Annotated in this window: 13 protein-coding genes; 5 read left to right on the top strand and 8 right to left on the bottom strand. The window is 43.9% G+C overall.

All coding sequences use genetic code 11. The features are described from left to right. The first annotated feature begins 1 nt into the window (after position 1). Together kduI and GD631_RS09330 are read left to right on the top strand one after the other, a co-directional pair. Complete coding sequence (kduI, locus tag GD631_RS09335; RefSeq protein ID WP_004315058.1) at positions 2–922, top strand: 5-dehydro-4-deoxy-D-glucuronate isomerase; 921 nt, start codon at positions 2–4, stop codon at positions 920–922. Between the two features lie 267 nt (positions 923–1,189). Beyond that, a complete protein-coding gene (locus tag GD631_RS09330; RefSeq protein WP_185911612.1) occupies positions 1,190–2,707 on the top strand; it encodes an MFS transporter in 1,518 nt (505 codons plus the stop codon). Positions 2,708–3,101: 394 nt separating this feature from the next. Here GD631_RS09330 and GD631_RS09325 read toward each other — a convergent pair whose 3' ends face one another. The 5 genes from GD631_RS09325 to GD631_RS09305 form a co-directional block, all read right to left on the bottom strand. Next, complete coding sequence (locus GD631_RS09325; protein WP_143260432.1) at positions 3,102–6,659, bottom strand: DEAD/DEAH box helicase family protein; 3,558 nt, start codon at positions 6,657–6,659, stop codon at positions 3,102–3,104. Next, positions 6,622–7,458: a twin-arginine translocase subunit TatC gene (tatC, locus tag GD631_RS09320; RefSeq protein ID WP_185911611.1), complete on the bottom strand. Its 837-nt coding sequence runs from the start codon at positions 7,456–7,458 to the stop codon at positions 6,622–6,624. Before tatC ends, GD631_RS09325 begins: the two co-directional genes overlap by 38 nt. A 17-nt stretch (positions 7,459–7,475) precedes the next feature. Continuing rightward, positions 7,476–7,697: a twin-arginine translocase TatA/TatE family subunit gene (tatA, locus tag GD631_RS09315; protein WP_004301497.1), complete on the bottom strand. Its 222-nt coding sequence runs from the start codon at positions 7,695–7,697 to the stop codon at positions 7,476–7,478. 113 nt (positions 7,698–7,810) lie between these two features. Continuing rightward, on the bottom strand, positions 7,811–10,351 hold the full coding sequence (locus GD631_RS09310; RefSeq protein WP_143260411.1) for a bifunctional UDP-N-acetylmuramoyl-tripeptide:D-alanyl-D-alanine ligase/alanine racemase: 2,541 nt from the start codon (positions 10,349–10,351) through the stop codon (positions 7,811–7,813). Then, complete coding sequence (locus GD631_RS09305) at positions 10,327–11,346, bottom strand: GSCFA domain-containing protein (RefSeq protein WP_223225941.1); 1,020 nt, start codon at positions 11,344–11,346, stop codon at positions 10,327–10,329. Before GD631_RS09305 ends, GD631_RS09310 begins: the two co-directional genes overlap by 25 nt. A gap of 166 nt (positions 11,347–11,512) precedes the next feature. On the opposite strand from GD631_RS09305, the gene dxs reads away from it, so the two are divergent. Genes dxs through GD631_RS09290 form a run of 3 tightly spaced genes read left to right on the top strand, consistent with a single transcriptional unit; the run spans position 11,513 to position 16,247 of the window. After that, complete coding sequence (gene dxs / locus GD631_RS09300) at positions 11,513–13,417, top strand: 1-deoxy-D-xylulose-5-phosphate synthase (protein ID WP_143260410.1); 1,905 nt, start codon at positions 11,513–11,515, stop codon at positions 13,415–13,417. 1 nt (position 13,418) lies between these two features. Continuing rightward, entirely contained in the window at positions 13,419–14,759 is a 1,341-nt protein-coding gene (gene trkA / locus GD631_RS09295) for a Trk system potassium transporter TrkA (RefSeq protein ID WP_143260409.1), read from the top strand. A gap of 36 nt (positions 14,760–14,795) precedes the next feature. Next, complete coding sequence (locus GD631_RS09290; RefSeq protein WP_143260408.1) at positions 14,796–16,247, top strand: TrkH family potassium uptake protein; 1,452 nt, start codon at positions 14,796–14,798, stop codon at positions 16,245–16,247. Positions 16,248–16,377: 130 nt separating this feature from the next. On the opposite strand, the gene GD631_RS09285 is transcribed toward GD631_RS09290, so the two are convergent. The 3 genes from GD631_RS09285 to GD631_RS09275 all read right to left on the bottom strand — a co-directional run bounded on the left by GD631_RS09285 (position 16,378) and on the right by GD631_RS09275 (position 21,211). After that, positions 16,378–17,760, bottom strand: coding sequence for an SGNH/GDSL hydrolase family protein (locus GD631_RS09285; protein ID WP_143260407.1), 1,383 nt, complete (start codon positions 17,758–17,760; stop codon positions 16,378–16,380). Between the two features lie 49 nt (positions 17,761–17,809). Next, positions 17,810–18,943, bottom strand: a complete 1,134-nt coding sequence (locus GD631_RS09280) for a beta-1,2-mannosidase (RefSeq protein WP_143260406.1) — start codon at positions 18,941–18,943, stop codon at positions 17,810–17,812. Positions 18,944–19,054: 111 nt separating this feature from the next. Continuing rightward, positions 19,055–21,211, bottom strand: coding sequence for a GH92 family glycosyl hydrolase (locus GD631_RS09275; protein WP_143260405.1), 2,157 nt, complete (start codon positions 21,209–21,211; stop codon positions 19,055–19,057). Positions 21,212–21,232 lie beyond the last annotated feature (21 nt).

The following is a 21,232-nucleotide window of genomic DNA, read 5'->3' as shown; positions in this document are numbered from 1 at the left end:
GATGAAAAAATTAGCAATTGCAATGATGTTGGGTATCGCAGCGATGTCTGCTTCTGCCCAAGTGAATTACAAGATGCAAGTGGCTTGCAGTCCGCAAGACGTGAAAACGTACGATACTAACCGCTTGCGTAGTAGCTTCCTGATGGAAAAAGTAATGGTCCCGAACGAAATCAACGTTACTTATTCTATGTATGACCGTCTGATCTTCGGTGGCGCAGTACCTGCAACAAAAGAATTGGTACTTGAAACAATCGACCCGTTGAAATCTAAATTCTTCCTCGAACGCCGCGAACTGGGTGTCATCAACATTGGTGGCGAAGGTATCGTAACGGTAGACGGTAAAGAATATACGCTGAAATTCAAAGATGCTCTGTACGTAGGTAGAGGCAAACAGAAAGTGACTTTCAAGAGCAAAGATTCCAGCAATCCTGCCAAGTTCTACATCAACTCGGCTACTGCTCACAAGGAATACAAGACTCAATTGATTACTATCGACGGACGCAAAGGCTCACTGAAAGCAAACTCATTTGCTGCCGGAAAGCTGGAAGAAAGCAACGACCGCGTTATCAACCAGTTGATTGTTAACAACGTACTTGAAGAAGGCCCTTGCCAATTGCAGATGGGACTGACAGAGTTGAAACCGGGTAGCGTATGGAACACTATGCCGGCACACACTCACTCTCGTCGTGTAGAAGCATACTTCTACTTCAATGTACCGGCTGGAAATGCTATCTGTCACTTCATGGGCGAACCTCAAGAAGAACGCATCGTATGGATGCAGAACGAGCAAGCTATTATGTCACCGGAATGGTCTATCCACGCTGCTGCCGGAACAAGCAACTACATGTTTATCTGGGGTATGGCAGGTGAAAACCTCGACTACGGAGACATGGACAAGATCAAATATACAGAAATGCGCTAACCGTTGCGTATTCCTGTTCATACATATAATCAATGATCCGAAAAACTTCATCCTTTTCTCTTCCGAGAGAAAGGGATGAAGTTTTCCGGATTTTACGTATTCTTCCCCCAGAGAACAAACACCTCGTTACCATATTATATATAGGATGTAACAAAATCCAACTATAATGCAACGAATAATACATGATTTTGACCAATTTTTACAAATAAAATTCAGTCGAAATACCGACCTTTGTCAACGAAACAAAATCTATTTAAATCCATTATCATGAATGCATTTCAAAAAACAGGTGAAAAGATGACAAACTACAGATGGACCATCTGTGCTATGCTATTTTTTGCTACTACAGTTAACTATCTCGACCGTCAGGTTCTCTCATTGACGTGGGATGAATTTATCAAACCGGAATTCCACTGGGACGAATCTCACTACGGTACTATTACTTCTGTTTTCTCCATTGTATACGCTATATGTATGCTGTTTGCCGGTCGTTTTGTCGACTGGATGGGAACTAAAAAAGGTTTTCTATGGGCTATCGGTGTATGGTCGGCAGGTGCTTGTCTTCATGCCGTTTGTGGTGTTATCACAGAAGCACAGGTAGGTCTTCATAGCGCAGCAGAACTGGCAGGTGCCACAGGAGATGTAGTGGTGACTATTGCTACGGTCAGTATGTACTGCTTCCTCGCTGCCCGCTGTATCCTTGCTTTAGGAGAAGCTGGTAACTTCCCTGCCGCCATTAAAGTAACCGCGGAATACTTCCCTAAAAAAGACCGTGCTTACGCTACTTCTATCTTCAATGCCGGTGCATCTATCGGTGCGTTGATCGCTCCTCTTACCATTCCTATCCTGGCAAAAATGTTCGGTTGGGAAATGGCATTTATCGTAATTGGTGGACTTGGCTTTATTTGGATGGGATTCTGGGTGTTTATGTATGATGCCCCATCGAAAAGCAAACATGTCAATCAGGCAGAGCTTGACTATATCGAGCAAGACCATCGCGAAGTAGGCAGTGCTCCGATGACAGACGAGAAAGATGAAAAGAGAATGAAGTTTTGGCAATGTTTCAGCTACAAACAAACATGGGCCTTTGTCTTCGGTAAGTTCATGACTGACGGCGTATGGTGGTTCTTCCTTTTCTGGACTCCGTCTTATCTGAATACTCAATTCGGTATCAAAACCTCCGACCCGTTGGGTATGGCGTTGATCTTTACACTTTATGCAGTGACTATGTTATCTATCTATGGTGGTAAACTACCTACTATCTTCATCAACAGAACGGGTATGAATCCGTATGCAGCCCGTATGAAAGCGATGCTAATTTTCGCCTTCTTCCCGCTGGTTGTACTGTTAGCACAACCGTTAGGTACTGTTTCTCCATGGTTCCCGGTTATCTTAATCGGTATTGGTGGAGCTGCTCATCAATCCTGGTCGGCCAATATATTCTCTACCGTAGGCGATATGTTCCCAAGAACAGCTATTGCAAGTATCACCGGTATAGGTGGTATGGCAGGAGGCGTAGGCTCTATGATTCTTCAGAAAGTGGCAGGTAACTTATTCGTGTATGCTTCCGGAACAACGATGGTTGACGGTCATGAAGTGGAAATGACGAAAGAGCTGTTGGAACAAGGGGCACAATTTGTACACCCTGCCATGACATTCATGGGATTCGAAGGTAAACCGGCCGGATATTTCGTTATCTTCTGCGTATGTGCAGTAGCTTATCTGTTGGGTTGGGTTATCATGAAGGCTTTAGTTCCGAAATACAAACCTATCGTATTGGATTAAATCTATTCGTACAGATAGAATCGTTAGAAAACAAAAGAGTAACTCGTCGCCGAGTTACTCTTTTGTTTTCTAACCAATTATTCAAAAAATGAAAAATAAAAAAGCCTCTTCTCACGAAGAAGGCTTTTTAGGTTTACTTATCCTGCATCATCCTCTTGCAAATTTTTTAACCGAAACACTAAAAACAGTGTTTTTGCATTCCTATAATGAAGTATAGTAAACGTTAAGATGAAAAAAAGGGAAGTCTCACGACTTCCACAATTCTTCTAACCTTAAATCTAAATCTCTATGAAAAAAACGTGTTGCAAATATAGGCGTTTGTTCAATATAGAGGTGTTAATGAATCGCATAAAGAGAGAATAAAAACTAACATCTGCAAAAATGATGCAATTTTTCAGGAGCCTTCTATTAATTTTAATAAACTTTTGTAGAGTGGGTTGCGTTCGAGTAGCTCGGGGACTCCCGTGATGAACATCTGTTTTCTTGCACGGGTCAAGGCTACATTCAGTTTCCGATCGATCAAGACACCCTCTTCTTCCGTCAAATTGGATAGAAATTTTAGTTGGTAAGGGTAGTTGACACAGAAGGAATAGATTATTACATCACGTTCGCTTCCCTGGAACCGTTCTACCGTGTCAACCAAGATTCGGTTCAGAACCGGAATACCTAATGATTCTATTTCTTTTTTAATCAGTGCTATCTGACTCCGGTAAGGGGTAATGATTCCTAAAGTACGGGATTCGTCAAAATCTGTCTGATGATCTTCATAAATGCGAACAGCTAAGTCGGCAACAATGCGCGCCTCCGAATAGTTGATCTTTGCAGATGCTCCCACCTTTTCGGGTACAGAGGGATAAAAAGCCAAACGACAAATAGTATCGGATGATTCTGTTTGGTGAGGCAGGCCGACAGGGATCAGACGCCCTCCATAAAAAGCACGATTAGCAAACAAAGCAACTTCCGGATGCATTCGCCCTTGGCGACACAGCATATCGCAGGAGCGCTGAGCTGCGAATGATGGATATGATTGTTCCAATGGAGACGACTGCTCCGATGAAGACAATATATGTTGAACCGTTGCAGTACAGTTCCGGTAGAGGCGTTCAAACAAGGAATCTTTAAGATTGGTCAACCCGATAGACAGTAAAGATTCATCATAAATGACCGATTGCTCCGTCTTTTGCTGCACTACAGCAGGCAGTTGTTTATGATCTCCGATCAACACAAACTTATCTATCGCATCCTTTTCGTCTTCTCCACGTGCACAGAGGATGCCTAACAACTGCGGTTCCAAAATTTGGGTAGCCTCATCAATAATGGCTACATCAAAATGTTTCAGACGAAATAGTTCCGGTTTACCGGAAATAGCCGCTACCGTTCCCACCATAATCCGACAATTCCGGATGCGTTCGTAAACTTCCGAACGACGGTTACAAGAGGATAATTCATTTTCAATCAGATGTCCGCGGTAGGCTTCATCACATGATAATTCACTTCCCACACGGATAAAATCAACTGCCGGAGCAATAGAAGCCAACGACTTACAGATTTCATCAACAGCCCGGTTGGTATATGAAAGCAAAAGAATCTGCGCATCTTTATCTGCATGAAAAGTCTCCACCATTTTCTTCAGGGCACACGAAGTCTTACCCGTTCCCGGAGGTCCGATAAGAAGGAAATAATCCTGTGCGGCTTTTGCTTTCAGAGCAACTCGCGTAAAATCGTCTTCCGAACGGGAAATCATGGAATCCAATGATTCATCAAACCGCGGAGGACGTTGTGACAGCAATAAGTCACGACGCTCCTTCTTTGCAGAAAGGTAAGCATATAAGCCCTGATACATCGAGCGGAATGTTGTATCCATTGTATCATGTTCTATCGCATAAAGGCTTTCGGCAGGAAGTACGGATGAATTCTGCTGGGTGGCACGCAAGCGAATACCTATTTCATTTTCTGTCAAGTACTCGATATTGCCTTTGAAAACCATTTTATTGGTGACGTTATCTGTATCGCAGTTTCGTTCATAAAGAATAATGGCATCGCCTTGACGGAAATTAGGGAGAAAAGTCTCTGTTTCAAGAGCTTCACTTCTGACAGTCTTACTTTCAGAGGTTTCATCTCCAGTAATATCATCTCCAATAGCTTTATCCCCAGTAATATCATTTACGGCAGCTTCATTCAACAAAGTTTTCCCAGCCTTTTCCTTTTTAAAGAAAGAAAAAGTAAGTCCGGCTTTATGTTCATCGGCAGCATGATTCTCCTTTATTTTCAAATCATAAATAATTTCTCCTGCCTCGCATTTCTCCGCTAATGTAGAAAGCCATAAAGAAGCTGCCCCTGTACGTCCTTCATAATCCACATCACCGGATTTTGAGGTATAAAGTTCCTTTGTAATGAAGTTGTAAACCGCATAGAAGTAATTCTTTTCCAGTGGGGAAAGAGCTTTTAGTTTCGATTGAAAGTTATCAATAGAGGGACGCAGGTATGTTTCCCAAAAACGTCCTTTCAATCCTCGTTCATTCAAGGTGGAAGCATTGATTTCTTCCAGTTTTTGTGCCGTATATTCCAGGCTGTTCCGCAATTGGACGCCATATTCATCGGCTACAATGCGATTACGCAAATCAATCACCCGACGTACCATTGCCCACGAAGGACGGGAAGGATAAAGAAGCGGATAACGGGTATAAAGCAAATAGGCTTTCACTTTCCGGTGATCCATTCCCATTGAATATTGCAAGACTGCCTGATAAAGCAACATCTGTACTTTATTATTCTCCTTCGGTTCTACCTTCCCCCGGATAGCGTATTCATCCGCTTTACCGGATTTCATTTCTATGAAAGAAGACATATCCCGCTGCATATAGTCAAGACGTCCCTGAAGTCCAAGTGCTTCACAGATATAAGACGGTTCGAGCACGGCATCTGTCTTGTCCAGTTCATAACCGGCTGCATGAAAGGTATCATTGACCGTTTCACGAATATGATCGAAGTGCAGTTTACAGTCCTCAAAGAACTGGCGTTCTTTCTCTTTGTCACGCAAATCGGAACAGGCAGCCAATTCAATAGGATAACGCCGGAAAGCTTTCTGCATACAGGTACGATAATCTATATCTTCACTCTTCGCATGAATCCATTCGTCCAGGAAAAGATTGGCTATATTTCCCAGTAACAGAGGTCGGGCATTTTCGATCGGTTGAAGACGGGAAAGAAAATAATTGGCCGGATGATGCCCGTAATCACGGAAACACTCTGCCAGAGAACTGATATCAAGTAAATAATCCGGTTCGAGTACAATGAAAGAAGGAGTCAGGATTCCTGTCTCATCCACTGCAACATCCAATAAATTGACTTGGGCATGTCGCCAAAGCAGTTTGCACGTTTCTGCAAACTCTTCATTCATTTGAGGAATATTATAACGAACCAGATATGGTTTCTCCGAGACTTCATCCAAGGGAGTCACATACAAATATTGCTCATCAGCATACTGGAAGCAGACACGCATCCGCTGCACCCGTTCGCGGGCAGGGGGCGCAACCAGGTAGGTGGCATCCGCACGCGGAAGTAACCGGTATAGCTCCAAGGGAATATCCTCTTCCAGGAGTTTACGAATAAAGAAAGCTAACGTTTTCGCATCGCGCAAGAGTTGTTCCCGGTTGGGCTCCTGCTGGCGGTTCAGAATAGCATTCGAAGTGAGCCGGAAAGTATGCAGCCGGTTCTGCTCTGCAACAGAGAGACCGACCTTAGCCGCCACGAAACTGATTCGTGCGGAAAGGTCGGTCATCTGTAAACTTTCGTTTTGCATTTGCGCACGACAAATACGCTCCAGCAAGTCGCGCATTTGCTTATATCCTACGGCAAGATAAGTATCTTCCGCCCGGCAAACTGCTAAAAGGATTTCATAAGATTCTATCGCTTCACTCTTCGGACAGGGCAACTTCATCTCCAGCTTCATCTTCAACTTCCTCTTCTGTTTTCTTCTTGTCCTTTATCATCAAAATACTCATCTCGTACAACAGATAAAGTGGAATAGCTACAACACTCAAGGTGAACGGGTCTCCTGTCGGAGTAATAATAGCAGCTGCTATCACTATAATGACAACCGCATGACGGCGGTATTTCCGCAGGAAGGACTTGTTGACCACTCCCATTAAAGAAAGCAGCCATGTAACCAATGGAAGTTCAAAAGCCAATCCCATGCAGAGAATCAGCATCATAAAATTGTCGATATAAGAATTGAGCGACAGGATATTCTCCACTTCCGAACTCAACTGATAAGTAGAAAGGAAACGGAGAGTCAGCGGATAAACCATAAAGTAACCTAGCAGTACACCGATGAAGAACATCAATGTTCCGATAGTCAATGCTTTACGCACGCCCTTTCTCTCATTCGGATAGAGGGCGGGATTGATGAAACGCCATATTTCAAAAAAGATATAAGGCATAGCCGTCACTACCGACATCCAAAATGCAGTCGACATGTGAATAAAGAAAGGAGCAGCCAAGTTGATATTGACCAGCTTCACATAAAATTGTTGCGTGAAGAAGTCATCAGTCAAATCAAATGTTTTACCGATATGCCGTAATAAATCGTAGAATATGAAATCATTGTGGCAAGGCGCAAGTATTACATGGTCGAAGAGGTAGGGCATAGCAATAAAATAGCCTATCGCCAATACAAACCAAGCTCCAACTACTCGAAAAAGTACCTTACGCAATTCGTCCAAATGATCCCAAAAGGTCATTTCTGCCATCCGTATGTTGTACTCTTTTAGTTCTTAGAAGGATCTACAGGTTTGTCCAACTCGTCTTTTGCCTTGTTTATTTCATCTTTCGCTTCATTCACACCGTCTTTGAAGCTCTTTACGCCTTTGCCTAATCCGCGCATCAGTTCAGGAATTTTCTTTCCACCAAAAAGAAGAAGGATAACCAAAGCAATAATAATCCATTCGGAACCACTAGGCAAAAAGCCTAACAATAATAAGTTTGTCATAAGTTTATTTGATATAAGAGGTTTTTAATAGTTGCTGCAAATATAATCATTTTCACCACAGGTTACATGGATTAACCCTGTTTTTTATGACAACACAGGGTTATTAGAAAGTTCTAATCCTGATAATATACCCGCTTCACCCGTGTCGATATACTTGTCAGCACTTCATAAGGGATCGTATCCAGCTTATCGGACAACACCGTAATCGGCAGATCATCGCCGAAGATGATAGCCTGATCGCCTTCCCGACAATCAATATCCGTCACATCGATCATGCAGACGTCCATACAGATATTCCCGACATAAGGAGCTTTCTTTCCGTTCACCAGGCAATAGGCGTTGCCGCGTCCCAAGTGACGGTTCAGTCCATCCGCATAACCGATAGGAATAGCAGCAATGCGGGAAGGGCGTACCAAATGTCCCATCCGGCTATATCCTACTGTGTCATCTTGAGGAACATCCCGAATCTGAAGGATGGTGGTTTTGAGCGTACTTACATTGTGTATAATCGAATTGTCTATCGGGCTAACTCCATAAAGTCCGATTCCCAAGCGCACCATATCGAACTGTGCTTCGGGAAAACGCTCGATTCCTGCCGTATTACAGATATGACGGAGAATCTTATGAGAGAAAGCGGCCTGTAATTCTTGCGAGCCTTTCTCGAACAATTCAATCTGTCCGCGGGTGAAACCGTCGAACTGCGACGAATCACTTCCCACAAAATGAGAGAATACTGAACGGGGAATCACCGCGCTCTGATTCTTCAGTCGACGGATAAGCAATGGAATATCCTCCACCGCAAAGCCGAGTCGGTGCATACCCGTATCGAGTTTCACGTGAATGGGGAAGTTGGTGATTCCTTCTTTTTCCGCAGCTTTGATAAGTGCGTCGAGCAGATGGAAATTATAAACTTCCGGTTCCAGCTTATAATCAAACATGGTTTTAAATGCAGTAAGTTCCGGGTCCATAATGATAATAGAAGCGGTAATACCTGCCTTGCGGAGTTCGGAACCTTCGTCGGCAACGGCTACGGCCAGATAATCGACATGGTGTTCCTGTAAACTCTTGGCTATTTCATATGAACCGGCTCCGTAAGCTGATGCTTTCACCATACAGATCACCTTTGTCTCCGGATGACGGAGCATAGAACGGTAATGGTTTAGATTGGCTACCATCGCTCCGAGATTTACTTCGAGAATGGTTTCATGTACCTTCAATTCGAGGGCTTCGGATACCAAATCAAAGTTGAACACACGGGAACCTTTCACCAAGATTACTTCCGAATGAAGTGACTTGAATATATCGGATGCAAGGAGTGCTTCTGTATTAGGGAAGAAGTAGCGTTCGAGATCATCATCAAAACGGGCGGAACAAGAAGATATCTCCTGCCCTACGCCAATCAGTTTATTGATACCTTTGCTCTGTACCAATTGCGACACACGTCGATAAAGCGTAGCGGTACTTTGTCCGGTTTCCAGTATATCCGACAGGATAAGCGTCCGTTTCAAGCCTTTCTTTTCCGAGCGGCGTACAAGGAAATCGAGAGCAATATCCAATGATGCCAAGTCTGAATTATAGCTATCATTAATCAATACACAGTTATTCTTTCCTTCTTTCACTTCCAGACGCATAGCAATCGGTTCGAGACGGGCCATCCGCTCGGTTATCTGGTCGGCAGGTGTCATCAGGTAAAGACAAGCTGCCAGGCAATTCAGTACATTCTCAATAGAAGCGTCATCAATGAAAGGGATACAGAAAGTATTATCCATCTCCAGATAACGATAGGATATGACGGTATGATCTTCTTTCTTGGTCACACGGCTGATATACAACGGACGTTCAATGTCGGTACGGCTCCAGGCAATCTCACGCGCCGTCAGCATTGATTTTGCGACACAATTGCTGATTAACTCGTTATCGCCGTTGTAAATCACGACATCACAGTCTTTGAAAAGCGTCAGCTTTTCCATACATTTCTCTTGCAAGGAGAAGAAGTTTTCCTGATGAGCACCACCGATATTGGTCAGAATACCAATGGAAGGCTTAATCATTCGTTTCAAAGCTCCCATCTCTCCCATCTCGGAAATGCCGGCTTCGAAAATACCCAGTTCGGCTTCTTCAGAAAGTTGCCACACAGAAAGTGGGACTCCGATCTGCGAATTATAGCTGCGTGGAGAACGAACGATGCAACGATCCGGGCTAAGTAACTGATGCAACCACTCTTTCACAATGGTTTTTCCATTGCTGCCGGTGATACCGATCACAGGGATTTTAAATTTATCACGATGTGCTTCGGCAAGCTTCTGCAAAGCTTTCAGAGGATTGGGAACGATAAGAAAATTGATAGTCGATAGTTGAGAATTGATAGTTGGCTGCGCACCATCATGCTGCATAGAGCTCTCCATTCTCAACTCTCCATTCTCAATTAATTTAAAGTCTTCTTCCGTAATTACAAAATTACGCACGCCCCGGTCGTATAAATCGGGAATATAACGGGCTCCGCTGTTTCGTTTGGTAGTTAAAGCAAAAAAAAGAGTTTCTTCCGGAAAACTCAAAGAGCGGCTGTCTGTTAACAGCCAATCAATAGTCGCTTTATGTTTGCCCACACGGCGGGCACCGATACTTTTGGCTATGGATTCAATCGCATATGACATAGTTCTGTTTCTTTTTGAAAATCTAAGTACGGGTATTTTCCGATAAGTCGTTCTATTTTTAACACTATTTGTCCTAAAAAGCGTTGATACGCCTCTGACTCGGGATGAAAAGGCTTGTGCGCCAAGTCCCGGCGGATGTCTTGCACAGCTACGATAACCTTCTTTGTTTCAGCAGAAAAGAAGGTTTCGGAGAAGCGTTCCCAGAGGTAACGAATCGCCAAAGGAGACGGATGCAACATGTCGTCGGCATAGAAACGATAATCACGTAATTCGTCTAATATGATTTCATAAGAGGGGAAATAGAACACTCGCTCCGGGAACAGTTGTTGCAATCGGTCGATGGCGAGCAGCAGAGTCGATTTGCTTAATTGGTTGGCATGCATCCCGTCGCGTATATGACGGATCGGGCTGACTGTAAACAGCCATTTTAGTTTCGGATTCCGGGCGGCCATTTCGGTGATGAGTGCTGTATAATCTTCTACAATTTCTTCAACAGTTAGCCGGTAACGCAAGAAATGACTTTCCGGCAACTGATGGCAATTGGCTACCACTTGTCCACTCTCCTTTTGTTTATAAACATAGGCAGTCCCCATTGTCACCATCAGCCAGTTCAACTCCGGCAGTTTCTTATAAGCATGGTGAAGGCGTGAATTTATTGTATGCAATGTCTCTTCGGGCGTAAAAGCCGAAAAAGAGCCATGATGCATCGGGCTATGCCATAAATCTTTGTAGGCAAACAAATCTTGTTCGTTGTATTCCTTATTCCTTATAATCTCCCTCAAAGCAGATGAGACGGATAAAGGATTATAAAGAATACCAAAAGGATTCAGGTCCAGTTGAAATCCGGCATCCATCAATTGCCGTCCGATATTTTCCGCAAAACAGGACCCCATCAGAAGAATATGGTCTGCATGACTGACAGATGGCATCCCGGCAGGTAATTCTACAGATGTTTGAAAGTTCATACGATTTTCCATCATTTCATTACGTTTCATGTGCAAAAGTAATCAAAAAACTATTTCCGCCCTCTTTTTCCTCACGATTCAATGATCTTAGGGAGTATGGAAAAACAGATACGTCTCTATGCCGGATAAGATTTTATAAAAAAAGGAGGCCGAATATACTTTCTTTTCGTATTTTTGCACTAAATTTCCTCGAATCATGAAGAATGAACCGATATATAACTTGCTAAATACGATCAACTATCCTGAAGACCTGCGAAAACTAAACGTGGAGCAACTGCCGGAAGTATGTGGTGAACTAAGGCAAGACATTATTAAAGAACTCTGCTGCAACCCCGGACATTTCGCAGCCAGCCTGGGGACCGTAGAACTGACCGTAGCTCTGCACTACGTCTATAATACACCTTATGACCGTATTGTATGGGACGTGGGACATCAGGCATACGGCCACAAAATTCTTACAGGGCGCCGTGAAGCATTTTCTACAAACAGGAAACTCGGAGGAATCCGCCCTTTCCCGTCTCCGGAAGAAAGTGAATATGATACTTTCACGTGCGGACACGCTTCCAATTCTATTTCTGCCGCTCTCGGTATGGCTGTCGCAGCCGCCCGGAAAGGAGACGCCAAACGCCATGTAGTAGCCATTATCGGCGACGGATCAATGAGTGGCGGACTGGCTTTTGAAGGACTGAACAATGCATCTGCCACGTCGAACAACCTGCTCATTATCCTGAATGACAATGATATGGCAATCGACCGCAGCGTAGGAGGCATGAAACAGTATCTTTTCAACCTGACAACTTCCAACCGCTATAATCAGTTACGTTTCAAGCTCTCGCGCATGCTGTTCAAGCTTGGCATTTTAAACGAAGAACGCCGCAAAGCGCTCATCCGTTTCGGAAATAGCCTGAAATCGATGGCTGCACAGCAACAGAATATTTTTGAAGGGATGAATATCCGTTACTTCGGCCCGATAGACGGACACGACGTAAAGAACCTGGCAAGAGTATTACGTGATATCAAAGATATGCAAGGACCTAAAATCCTGCATCTGCATACTATCAAAGGTAAAGGATTCGGACCGGCAGAGAAACACGCCACCGAATGGCATGCTCCCGGCAAATTCGATCCCGTCACCGGCGAACGTTTCATTGTCAACACCGAAGGAATGCCCCCGCTTTTCCAGGACGTATTCGGAAATACACTGGTGGAGCTTGCCGAAGCCAACCCGAAGATTGTCGGTGTCACTCCCGCCATGCCCAGCGGCTGTTCGATGAATATATTGATGGAGAAAATGCCAAAACGCGCTTTCGATGTCGGTATTGCCGAAGGACATGCAGTTACCTTCTCCGGAGGAATGGCAAAAGACGGACTGCAACCATTCTGCAATATCTATTCTTCTTTTATGCAACGGGCGCATGATAATATCATCCACGACGTAGCGATTCAGAATCTTCCTGTTGTTTTGTGTCTCGACCGCGCCGGACTGGTTGGCGAAGACGGTCCCACTCATCACGGGGCTTTTGATATGGCATGTTTACGTCCGATCCCTAATCTGACTATCAGTTCCCCCATGGATGAACACGAATTACGTCGTCTGATGTATACGGCACAATTGCCGGACAAGGGACCGTTCGTGATCCGTTATCCCCGTGGACGCGGCGTACTGGTGGACTGGAAATGTCCGCTGGAAGAAATTCCGGTAGGAAAAGGACGAAAACTGAAAGAGGGTAGCGACCTTGCAGTGATTACTATCGGACCGATAGGAAACATAGCCGCCCGTGCCATCACCCGGGCAGAAGCTGATTTAGGACTGTCCATCGCTCATTACGATTTACGATTCCTGAAACCACTGGATGAAGAGCTGTTGCACGAGGCAGGACGTAAATTCCAACGTATCCTGACCATCGAAGATGGAATTATCAGAGGCGGTATGGGTAGCGCTGTCCTCGAATTTATGGCAGACAACGAATACAAACCGACCGTGAAGCGTATCGGTATCCCTAACATATTTGTAGAACATGGTTCAGTTGCCGAACTGTACCAACTGTGCGGCATGGATGAAGAAGGAATTCTGACTAAAATAAAAGAATTTATCAATTGACATGAAGATTATTATTGCCGGTGCCGGCAACGTAGGCACCCATTTGGCCAAGCTGTTATCGCGCGAGAAGCAAGATATTATCTTGATGGATGATGACGAAGAGAAACTAAGTGCTCTTAGCGCCAACTTTGACTTGCTGACTGTTGCCGCTTCTCCTTCTTCCATCTCCGGATTGAAAGAAGTAGGCGTCAAAGAAGCCGACCTGTTTATCGCAGTCACACCGGACGAAAGCCGCAACATGACTGCCTGTATGCTGGCCACCAACCTGGGAGCTAAAAAGACAGTGGCGCGTATCGACAACTATGAATATCTTCTGCCTAAAAATAAAGAGTTTTTCCAGAAACTGGGAGTAGATTCTCTGATTTACCCGGAAATGCTGGCTGCTAAAGAAATCGTATCTTCCATGCGCATGAGCTGGGTACGCCAATGGTGGGAGTTCTGTGGAGGTTCGCTGATCCTGATTGGTACGAAGATGCGCGAAAAGGCTGAAATCCTGAATATACCGCTGCATCAGCTAGGCGGCCCCAACATTCCTTACCACGTAGTAGCTATCAAACGCGGAACGGAAACGATTATCCCTCGCGGAGACGATGTTATTAAATTGCATGACATTGTTTATTTCACCACTACCCGCAAATACATTCCTTATATACGTAAGATAGCCGGCAAAGAAGACTATGCCGACGTACGCAATGTAATGATTATGGGAGGTAGCCGTATCGCAGTCCGTACCGCACAATATGTGCCGGACTATATGCAGGTGAAAATAGTGGATAATGACCTGAACCGTTGCAACCGCCTGACAGAACTACTGGATGATAAGACAATGATTATCAACGGAGACGGTCGCGACATGGACCTGCTTATCGAAGAAGGTCTAAAGAATACCGAAGCATTTGTAGCCTTGACCGGCAACTCGGAAACGAATATTCTGGCCTGTCTCGCCGCCAAACGTATGGGAGTGGAAAAGACGGTGGCAGAAGTGGAGAATATCGACTATATCGGTATGGCAGAGAGTCTCGACATCGGCACGGTTATCAATAAAAAAATGATTGCTGCCAGCCACATCTACCAAATGATGCTGGATGCCGACGTGTCTAACGTGAAATGCCTGACTTTTGCCAATGCGGACGTTGCCGAATTCACTGTACCGGAAGGGGCTAAAATAACCAAACACCTGATTAAAGACCTGGGACTTCCCAAAGGCACCACCATCGGAGGAATGATCCGTAACGGAGAAGGTATCCTGGTGACAGGTGATACGCAAATCCGTCCCGGCGACCATGTAGTCGTATTCTGCCTAAGCATGATGATTAAAAAGATTGAGAAGTTCTTTAACTAAGTAAGTATCAAGTATTATTAAATAAATTACTTGTCTATGATTAACTCGAAGATGATATTCCGGATTCTGGGTTTTCTGCTTCTGATAGAAACAGCCATGCTGTTATGTTGTGGAGGGGTCTCTCTTTTCTATAAAGAGAACGACTTGCAGAGCTTCCTGATTTCATCAGCCATCACCGCCTGCATCGGGGTTTTGTTGCTCGCTATCGGGAAAGATGCAGTGAAATCCCTGAATCGCCGTGACGGATATGTCATAGTCAGTGCAGCATGGGTTACCTTTTCTCTTTTCGGAATGCTACCTTATTATATAGGAGGATATATCCCAAGTATCACGGATGCATTCTTTGAAACGATGTCCGGGTTCAGCAGCACGGGTGCCACTATTTTAAATAATATAGAGTCAATGCCTCATGGAATACTTTTCTGGCGGGCTATGACGCAATGGATAGGTGGTTTGGGTATTGTATTCTTCACCATCGCCGTTCTACCGATTTTCGGTGTGGGTGGAATTCAGGTGTTTGCAGCAGAAGCCAGCGGCCCTACTCATGACAAAGTACATCCCCGTATTGGTATCACTGCCAAATGGATTTGGGGGATTTACGCCGGAATGACGGGAACATTAATTGTCCTATTAGCATTTGGTGGTATGAGCGTATTCGATAGTATATGCCATGCTTTCACAACTACCAGCACTGGCGGATTTTCTACCAAACAAGCGAGTATTGAATATTATCACTCACCCTATATCGATTATGTAATCTCTACTTTCATGTTTCTTTCGGGTATCAACTTCACGCTATTACTGTTGATGTTCAATGGAAAAATAAAAAAGTTCATTCATGACGCAGAACTGAAATTCTATTTCTTGTGTGTTTCCTTTTTTACTATATTTATTGCAGTCTGGCTCCATCAGACTTCTTCTATCTCCATAGAAGAAGCGTTCCGTAAATCACTATTCCAAGTGATTTCCTTGCAAACTTCTACGGGATTTGCCACAGCCGATTATATGCTATGGCCTTCTATCCTTTGGGGATGTCTTGTAATAGTAATGATCATCGGAGCTTGTGCCGGCAGTACAACCGGAGGTATCAAATGTATTCGTATGGTTATTTTGCTTCAGGTTGCAAAAAACGAATTCAAGCATATTCTTCACCCTAATGCCGTGCTCCCGGTACGAATAAACAAGCAAGTCATTTCCCCTTCTATACAGTCTACCGTACTAGCTTTCACTTTCTTGTATGCGGTCATTGTTATTATCAGTGTACTTGTCATGATGGGCCTAGGAGTAGGCTTTTTGGAATCAATCGGAACAGTAATCTCAAGTATAGGCAATATGGGACCGGGACTCGGCACATGTGGTCCGGCCTTTTCATGGAGTGAACTGCCGGATGCTGCCAAATGGCTGCTCTCTTTTTTAATGCTCTTGGGACGTTTGGAGTTATTTACAGTATTACTACTTTTTACTTCCGACTTTTGGAAAAAAAATTAAAATTCAATTCTCAACCATACTTATCCCTATGAGAAAAAATACTCATGCCTATGAGAATATATTTCCATAGGTATGAGTATTTTTTCTCATTACGGTGAGAATTCTATCGTATTTCTACGTTGCTATCACATCATATCTTTCTAAGTAAAACCTTTCTTACAACAGGCTTATTTATTTCATAAATCTTATTGATAAGAACATCCATTTCCTGTTGACGAGCATCACGGACAGCTTCAAACATCATCTTTGAATACATATCACGACGTCCCTTCAACCAAACGTTTTTATCCAAGTTTTCATCCATCACCTCGATCGCTTTTCTGTCATCAGCATACAACAATCCCTTTTGCTGGAAAAAGCCGAATTCGCACCACGCATATTCTCTGAATGTTCTTTCAATCTCCCAACGATATTCATTCAGGTGCATAACCGTTAATGCCTGCTGGTATTGGGGAGTTTTGGATTCAGCCGCAAGATTAATCCCCTTTGCCAGTTCATTTCCACTCCAGGTTCCTATTTCTTCATCGTCTATCAACAATTTATAATTGCCTTTCAGCCCTGTTACTTTCAACGTTTCACGGTTCATCTCTTCCATAAAAGGAACAACCTTCAACACTTCTGCCTGGCTCTTTTTCTGTCCCCAACCACGGGCAATAGTATCCAACGGATAAGGAAGAGCACCTGCCAGATAGTCAAAGCTCAAGTCTTTTCCGTTCTTCTTTATATTGGAAACGGTACAGTTCTCCGACTTAACGGCTTGTTTATTATTAGCATTAATCTCCACATCCGCTACCTCCTTACCTGCAAATCCCTGGGCTTTCAGAAAAAGATAGGCCATCACCATGTGTCCGTCGTTGTCGGGGTGAATACGGTCGCTTCCACAAAGAGTAAATGTAGGATCTTTCTGTTGGTATTGCTGATTCAAAGCAACCATAGGAGCATTTAAATCAGTAAATTCCCAATTATTTTTAGCTGCCGATTCTTTCTGATATTCAACGAGCCGTTTGATGGTTTCATTCTTTGTCTTGAATGGCATATTCTCTTTCAGTTGTACAGTTTCATCGTATGGAGAAGTTCCAACCATCACGATACGGGTATCAGGAAGCTCCTGAAAACGTTTCTCCATCTGCCGATAATTTTTTATGCTCTCCTGATATTTCTGCTCTCCGAATTCTTTAGGTTTATCGCCGTTGTATTCAAAATATCCGGAATCATTCATACCAAAAGTAACCATCAACACGGAAGGTTTCATCGCAAAGATATCACCATCCAGGCGTTTGTTCATATCATACGCCGTATCTCCACCAATGCCACCATTGAACACACGGATAGGCATATCCGGAAAACGAGTCATATAATACAACCAGATGTATGAATGGTAATGACCGCCATCTGTTATACTATTTCCTAAAAACACTGCTCTCTCACCTTCCTTAAAAGGTTTCACAGTTTGTGCAAACGCAGCAGTACATGTCATACAAGCCGCAGCAATCAATACAAATAATTTTTTCATGTCTTAATCTATATTTTACAAATTGTTATCTTCTTCATGAACGTTTTCTTTATTTTTTGAGAGGGTCATATACGGCAACTGCCACACGTGAATCGGCACAGCCATAATATAAGAACCATTTCTGATTGTGGAATACAAGCCCTTCTATAAATACGGTTCCGGCTGGATATTGTCCGCTCTTTTCGAAATCTGATTCGGGAATATAGAAAGGTTTATCCAAGCGATCGATTAGTTTAGTAGGATCTTTGGCATCAAATAAGGCTTGTCCTGCGCAATAAGAGTTGGCAGTATACAGTGTATCTCCTTCGGCGCCCGACTTATTTTTGCCGTTATAAAGTAGCAGGATTCCCTTCTCTGTAAGAATGGCAGGAGGACCACATTCGGTCAGGTCACTATCGAACTTACCTGCGCGGGGAGCCATCACTTTCAGGAATTTTCCATTTTCATCCAACATTGGTTCCCAGTTGACCAAGTCTGTGGAAGTGGCTACATTCACAAACTTTTCTCCCCAATACATCCTGTATTTGCCGTCAATCTTGGCAATCACTTGTTTGCCGTCGATTAATTTGGTTACGATAGAGGCAGATTTGGAAAATTCATCTATGAATCTTCCGTTGTATGCTTTTGCGAAAGCCGGTCCATGTTTTTCCCACGTTTGAAGATCGCGCGAGGTAGCTACTGCCAAACGCGCCTGTTTGCGGTTCCATTGTGTGTAATGCATTACGTAAAGTCCGTCTTCTGTTACGGCAACACGGGGGTCTTCGCAACCGCCGGGATTTTCCAGCTCTTTCTGGCTGTCGTCTGCCGGATAAAATACGGGTAGGGACATTCGTTTGAAGTGTAGTCCGTCGTCAGAATAGGCATATCCCAAACGGGAGGTACGTGATCCGATACCGGTTGCCGAGTTATCTTCAGCCCGGTAGAGGACTACTACTTTCCCATTATAAACAGTAGCAGCCGGATTAAATGTATCACTCGCTTCCCATGCTACTGAGTCTCGTCGCATCGGACAATAGAAAAGGGTCGTAGTGTCAGGAGAGATAATCGGATTAACACCTTCCGGACGCTGGAAATCTGCCCACGCCCAATCCGGGAATCCAGATGTCTGCTTCTTCTCGCCACATGAAGTGACTAATGCGGCAGCCATCAGTAAATAAGCTATGTTTTGTAGTTTTCTTTTCATTCTTACGTTTGATATTATAAATAAGTACTCTTGCAAAATAATTTTAAGCGTTAATCTATGTAATCCGTGCCTAAATTTATGATATAAACTTATATACCTCGTTGGTTTGCTTTAAGGGAAAGAGGGAGGAGTCACTTTAGTTCCCCACTTCACGTCCGGCTTAGCCGAGGTAGTATATTCTATTGTAGCCCCATTATTCAGTTGGTCCCAATCGATCCATGTACTGTCATACGGTTTACCGTTTAGCTTCATGGACTTGATATAAATATTCTTTTCCGAACCGCCTTTTATCACCATATCCCCTTTCTTCAAATGAACTTTTACAGATGAGAATATCGGAGTGTTCACCGTAAAGCCTCCCACTCCCGGTATTTCGGGATAAAGTCCGATGCAAGCGAATACATACCAGGCACCCATCGTTCCTAAATCATCATTGCCCGGCAGACCATCAATTTTACTTGAATACTGTTCATTCAATACACGGTTAATAATCTCCTGTGCTTTATAGGGAGTTCCTACCCAGTTGTATATCCAAGGAATATGGAAGCTCGGTTCATTGCCGGAAGCGAACCAAGCATCATTGTAACCGGCATCCAGGCGGGTAAAGAATTCATCCAGGCGTTTTTCTGCGGCTGCTTTGCCTCCGATGATTTCTATCAGACCGGCAATATCGTATGGCACCATCCAGAAATAATTCTTATAGGTCGATTCACGGAAATCTTCAGTCAGTGGTTTCCACGAACCATCCGGATTGCGTGATTGCAACCATCCGGTTTCCGGGTTATACAGATTCTTCCATGAACGTGCGAAATGGAAATAACGCCAGCTTGCAAACTCATCTCCTACAGCATGTAAGGCAAATTGGGCGATTGCAAAATCAGCGGAAGTATATTCCAGTTGTATAGAAGCGTTGTAATATCCTTTATCCAAATACTGTTTCAGTCCCGGACGAGCCTCAACCTCCTGTGACATTGCTCCCGGTTCTTCCGCTCCTTTTCTCATGGTTTTGAAAATCGGTTTCGGGTCATAATTACGGGCACCAAAAGCGTAAGCATTGGATATCAAGATAGGAGTTGGATCTCCTTGCATTACTCCGGTTTCTATATTAGCCATCACCCAACGCGGAAAAGCACCACCAGCTTCTTCGGCAAACAATTGGTGAGAAATAACAATATCAGAGGCTACTTCAGGATCAAGGATTGACAATAGCTGAATCTGTGTACGATAGGTGTCCCAGTTGCTAAAAGAAGTATAGTGTTTGGAACGGGATTTATGCACTTTGAAGTCAGCTCCCATGTATTCTCCATTCACATCGCTGCATACGTTCGGGTGAATGAATGAACGATACAGATGGGTATAAAATTGAGTGGTACGATCCGGATTAGTTCCTTCTACTTCGATCTTACCCAAGTAATGATTCCATTTGGATTCTGCCTGATTCTGAATCTGAAGGAAATCCCATCCGGTATTCTCCGCTTTCAGATTCTCGCGTGCATTCTCTACCGAGACGTAAGAAACTCCAATCTTATATTGGATATTTTTCTTCTTATTCACATCAAAAGTAAAATAGACTCCGGAATATTCTCCTTCGGCAAAAGTCGCGTTCGGTTTCAGCTCATTTCTTTTCCATGTTCCCGATTCCAACGCATCCGTATCAAACTCTGCTACAAAATAGACCTTATACGGTGTACGGAGGCCACAGAAATTGCCACCTTCCGCATATCCTTCACACTTGTTCGGCGCAGTAATGACGATGGCGGCCTGCTCTATCGGAGTTGCGGAAATACCTCCACCGATAATTACCGTACCATATTGCTGATCGGCCGGATATTCATAACTCGCCATACCGGTTCTTTCGGTTACTGTCAGTTTTGCATGGATATCTTCCTGTACCTTTGCTTCATAATAACCGGCGTGTCCTTTTTCTTCAGAAATATTGATGCGGTAGTTGAGAATATTGTCCGGAGACATCTTCAGTTTACCTTTTACCGGAAAAGTAGGAAAGTTACCCATGTGCTCACAACCGCCACCACTCAACTGATTGATGACGAACCCGGAACGTTTGGAAAAATAAGAGGGGGTGAACTGCACCATTCCATAAGGATAGGTAGCTCCGGGATAAAGATATCCCGAAGTCAAGCCCACGCCCTTCGTTCCTATCAGGGTATTTACCTGACGGGCATAATTACTCCCGGCGCTCTGCGCCGAGAGACTCCCCCACCCTCCAATCAAAACCAATAATAAACCTGTTAAAACTTTATTTTTCATACTGTATTCTCGTTACACTTT

Source organism: Bacteroides luhongzhouii, from assembly GCF_009193295.2.
In the GTDB taxonomy this organism is placed as follows: Bacteria; Bacteroidota; Bacteroidia; order Bacteroidales; family Bacteroidaceae; genus Bacteroides; species Bacteroides luhongzhouii.
Note: the sequence above shows the minus strand (reverse complement) of the source record. Positions and strands in the feature narration are given on the sequence as shown.

Bases quoted from the DNA above. Each gene is read 5' to 3' on its own strand.
- trkA (WP_143260409.1), top strand. From the start codon at position 13,419: ATGAAGATTATTATTGCCGGTGCCGGCAACGTAGGCACCCATTTGGCC.
- dxs (WP_143260410.1), top strand. From the start codon at position 11,513: ATGAAGAATGAACCGATATATAACTTGCTAAATACGATCAACTATCCT.
- kduI (WP_004315058.1), top strand. From the start codon at position 2: ATGAAAAAATTAGCAATTGCAATGATGTTGGGTATCGCAGCGATGTCT.
- GD631_RS09330 (WP_185911612.1), top strand. From the start codon at position 1,190: ATGAATGCATTTCAAAAAACAGGTGAAAAGATGACAAACTACAGATGG.
- GD631_RS09285 (WP_143260407.1), bottom strand. From the start codon at position 17,760: ATGAAAAAATTATTTGTATTGATTGCTGCGGCTTGTATGACATGTACT.
- GD631_RS09280 (WP_143260406.1), bottom strand. From the start codon at position 18,943: ATGAAAAGAAAACTACAAAACATAGCTTATTTACTGATGGCTGCCGCA.
- GD631_RS09310 (WP_143260411.1), bottom strand. From the start codon at position 10,351: ATGTCATATGCGATTGAATCCATAGCCAAAAGTATCGGTGCCCGCCGT.
- tatA (WP_004301497.1), bottom strand. From the start codon at position 7,697: ATGACAAACTTATTATTGTTAGGCTTTTTGCCTAGTGGTTCCGAATGG.
- tatC (WP_185911611.1), bottom strand. From the start codon at position 7,458: ATGGCAGAAATGACCTTTTGGGATCATTTGGACGAATTGCGTAAGGTA.
- GD631_RS09305 (WP_223225941.1), bottom strand. From the start codon at position 11,346: ATGAAACGTAATGAAATGATGGAAAATCGTATGAACTTTCAAACATCT.
- GD631_RS09275 (WP_143260405.1), bottom strand. From the start codon at position 21,211: ATGAAAAATAAAGTTTTAACAGGTTTATTATTGGTTTTGATTGGAGGG.
- GD631_RS09325 (WP_143260432.1), bottom strand. From the start codon at position 6,659: ATGAAGCTGGAGATGAAGTTGCCCTGTCCGAAGAGTGAAGCGATAGAA.
- GD631_RS09290 (WP_143260408.1), top strand. From the start codon at position 14,796: ATGATTAACTCGAAGATGATATTCCGGATTCTGGGTTTTCTGCTTCTG.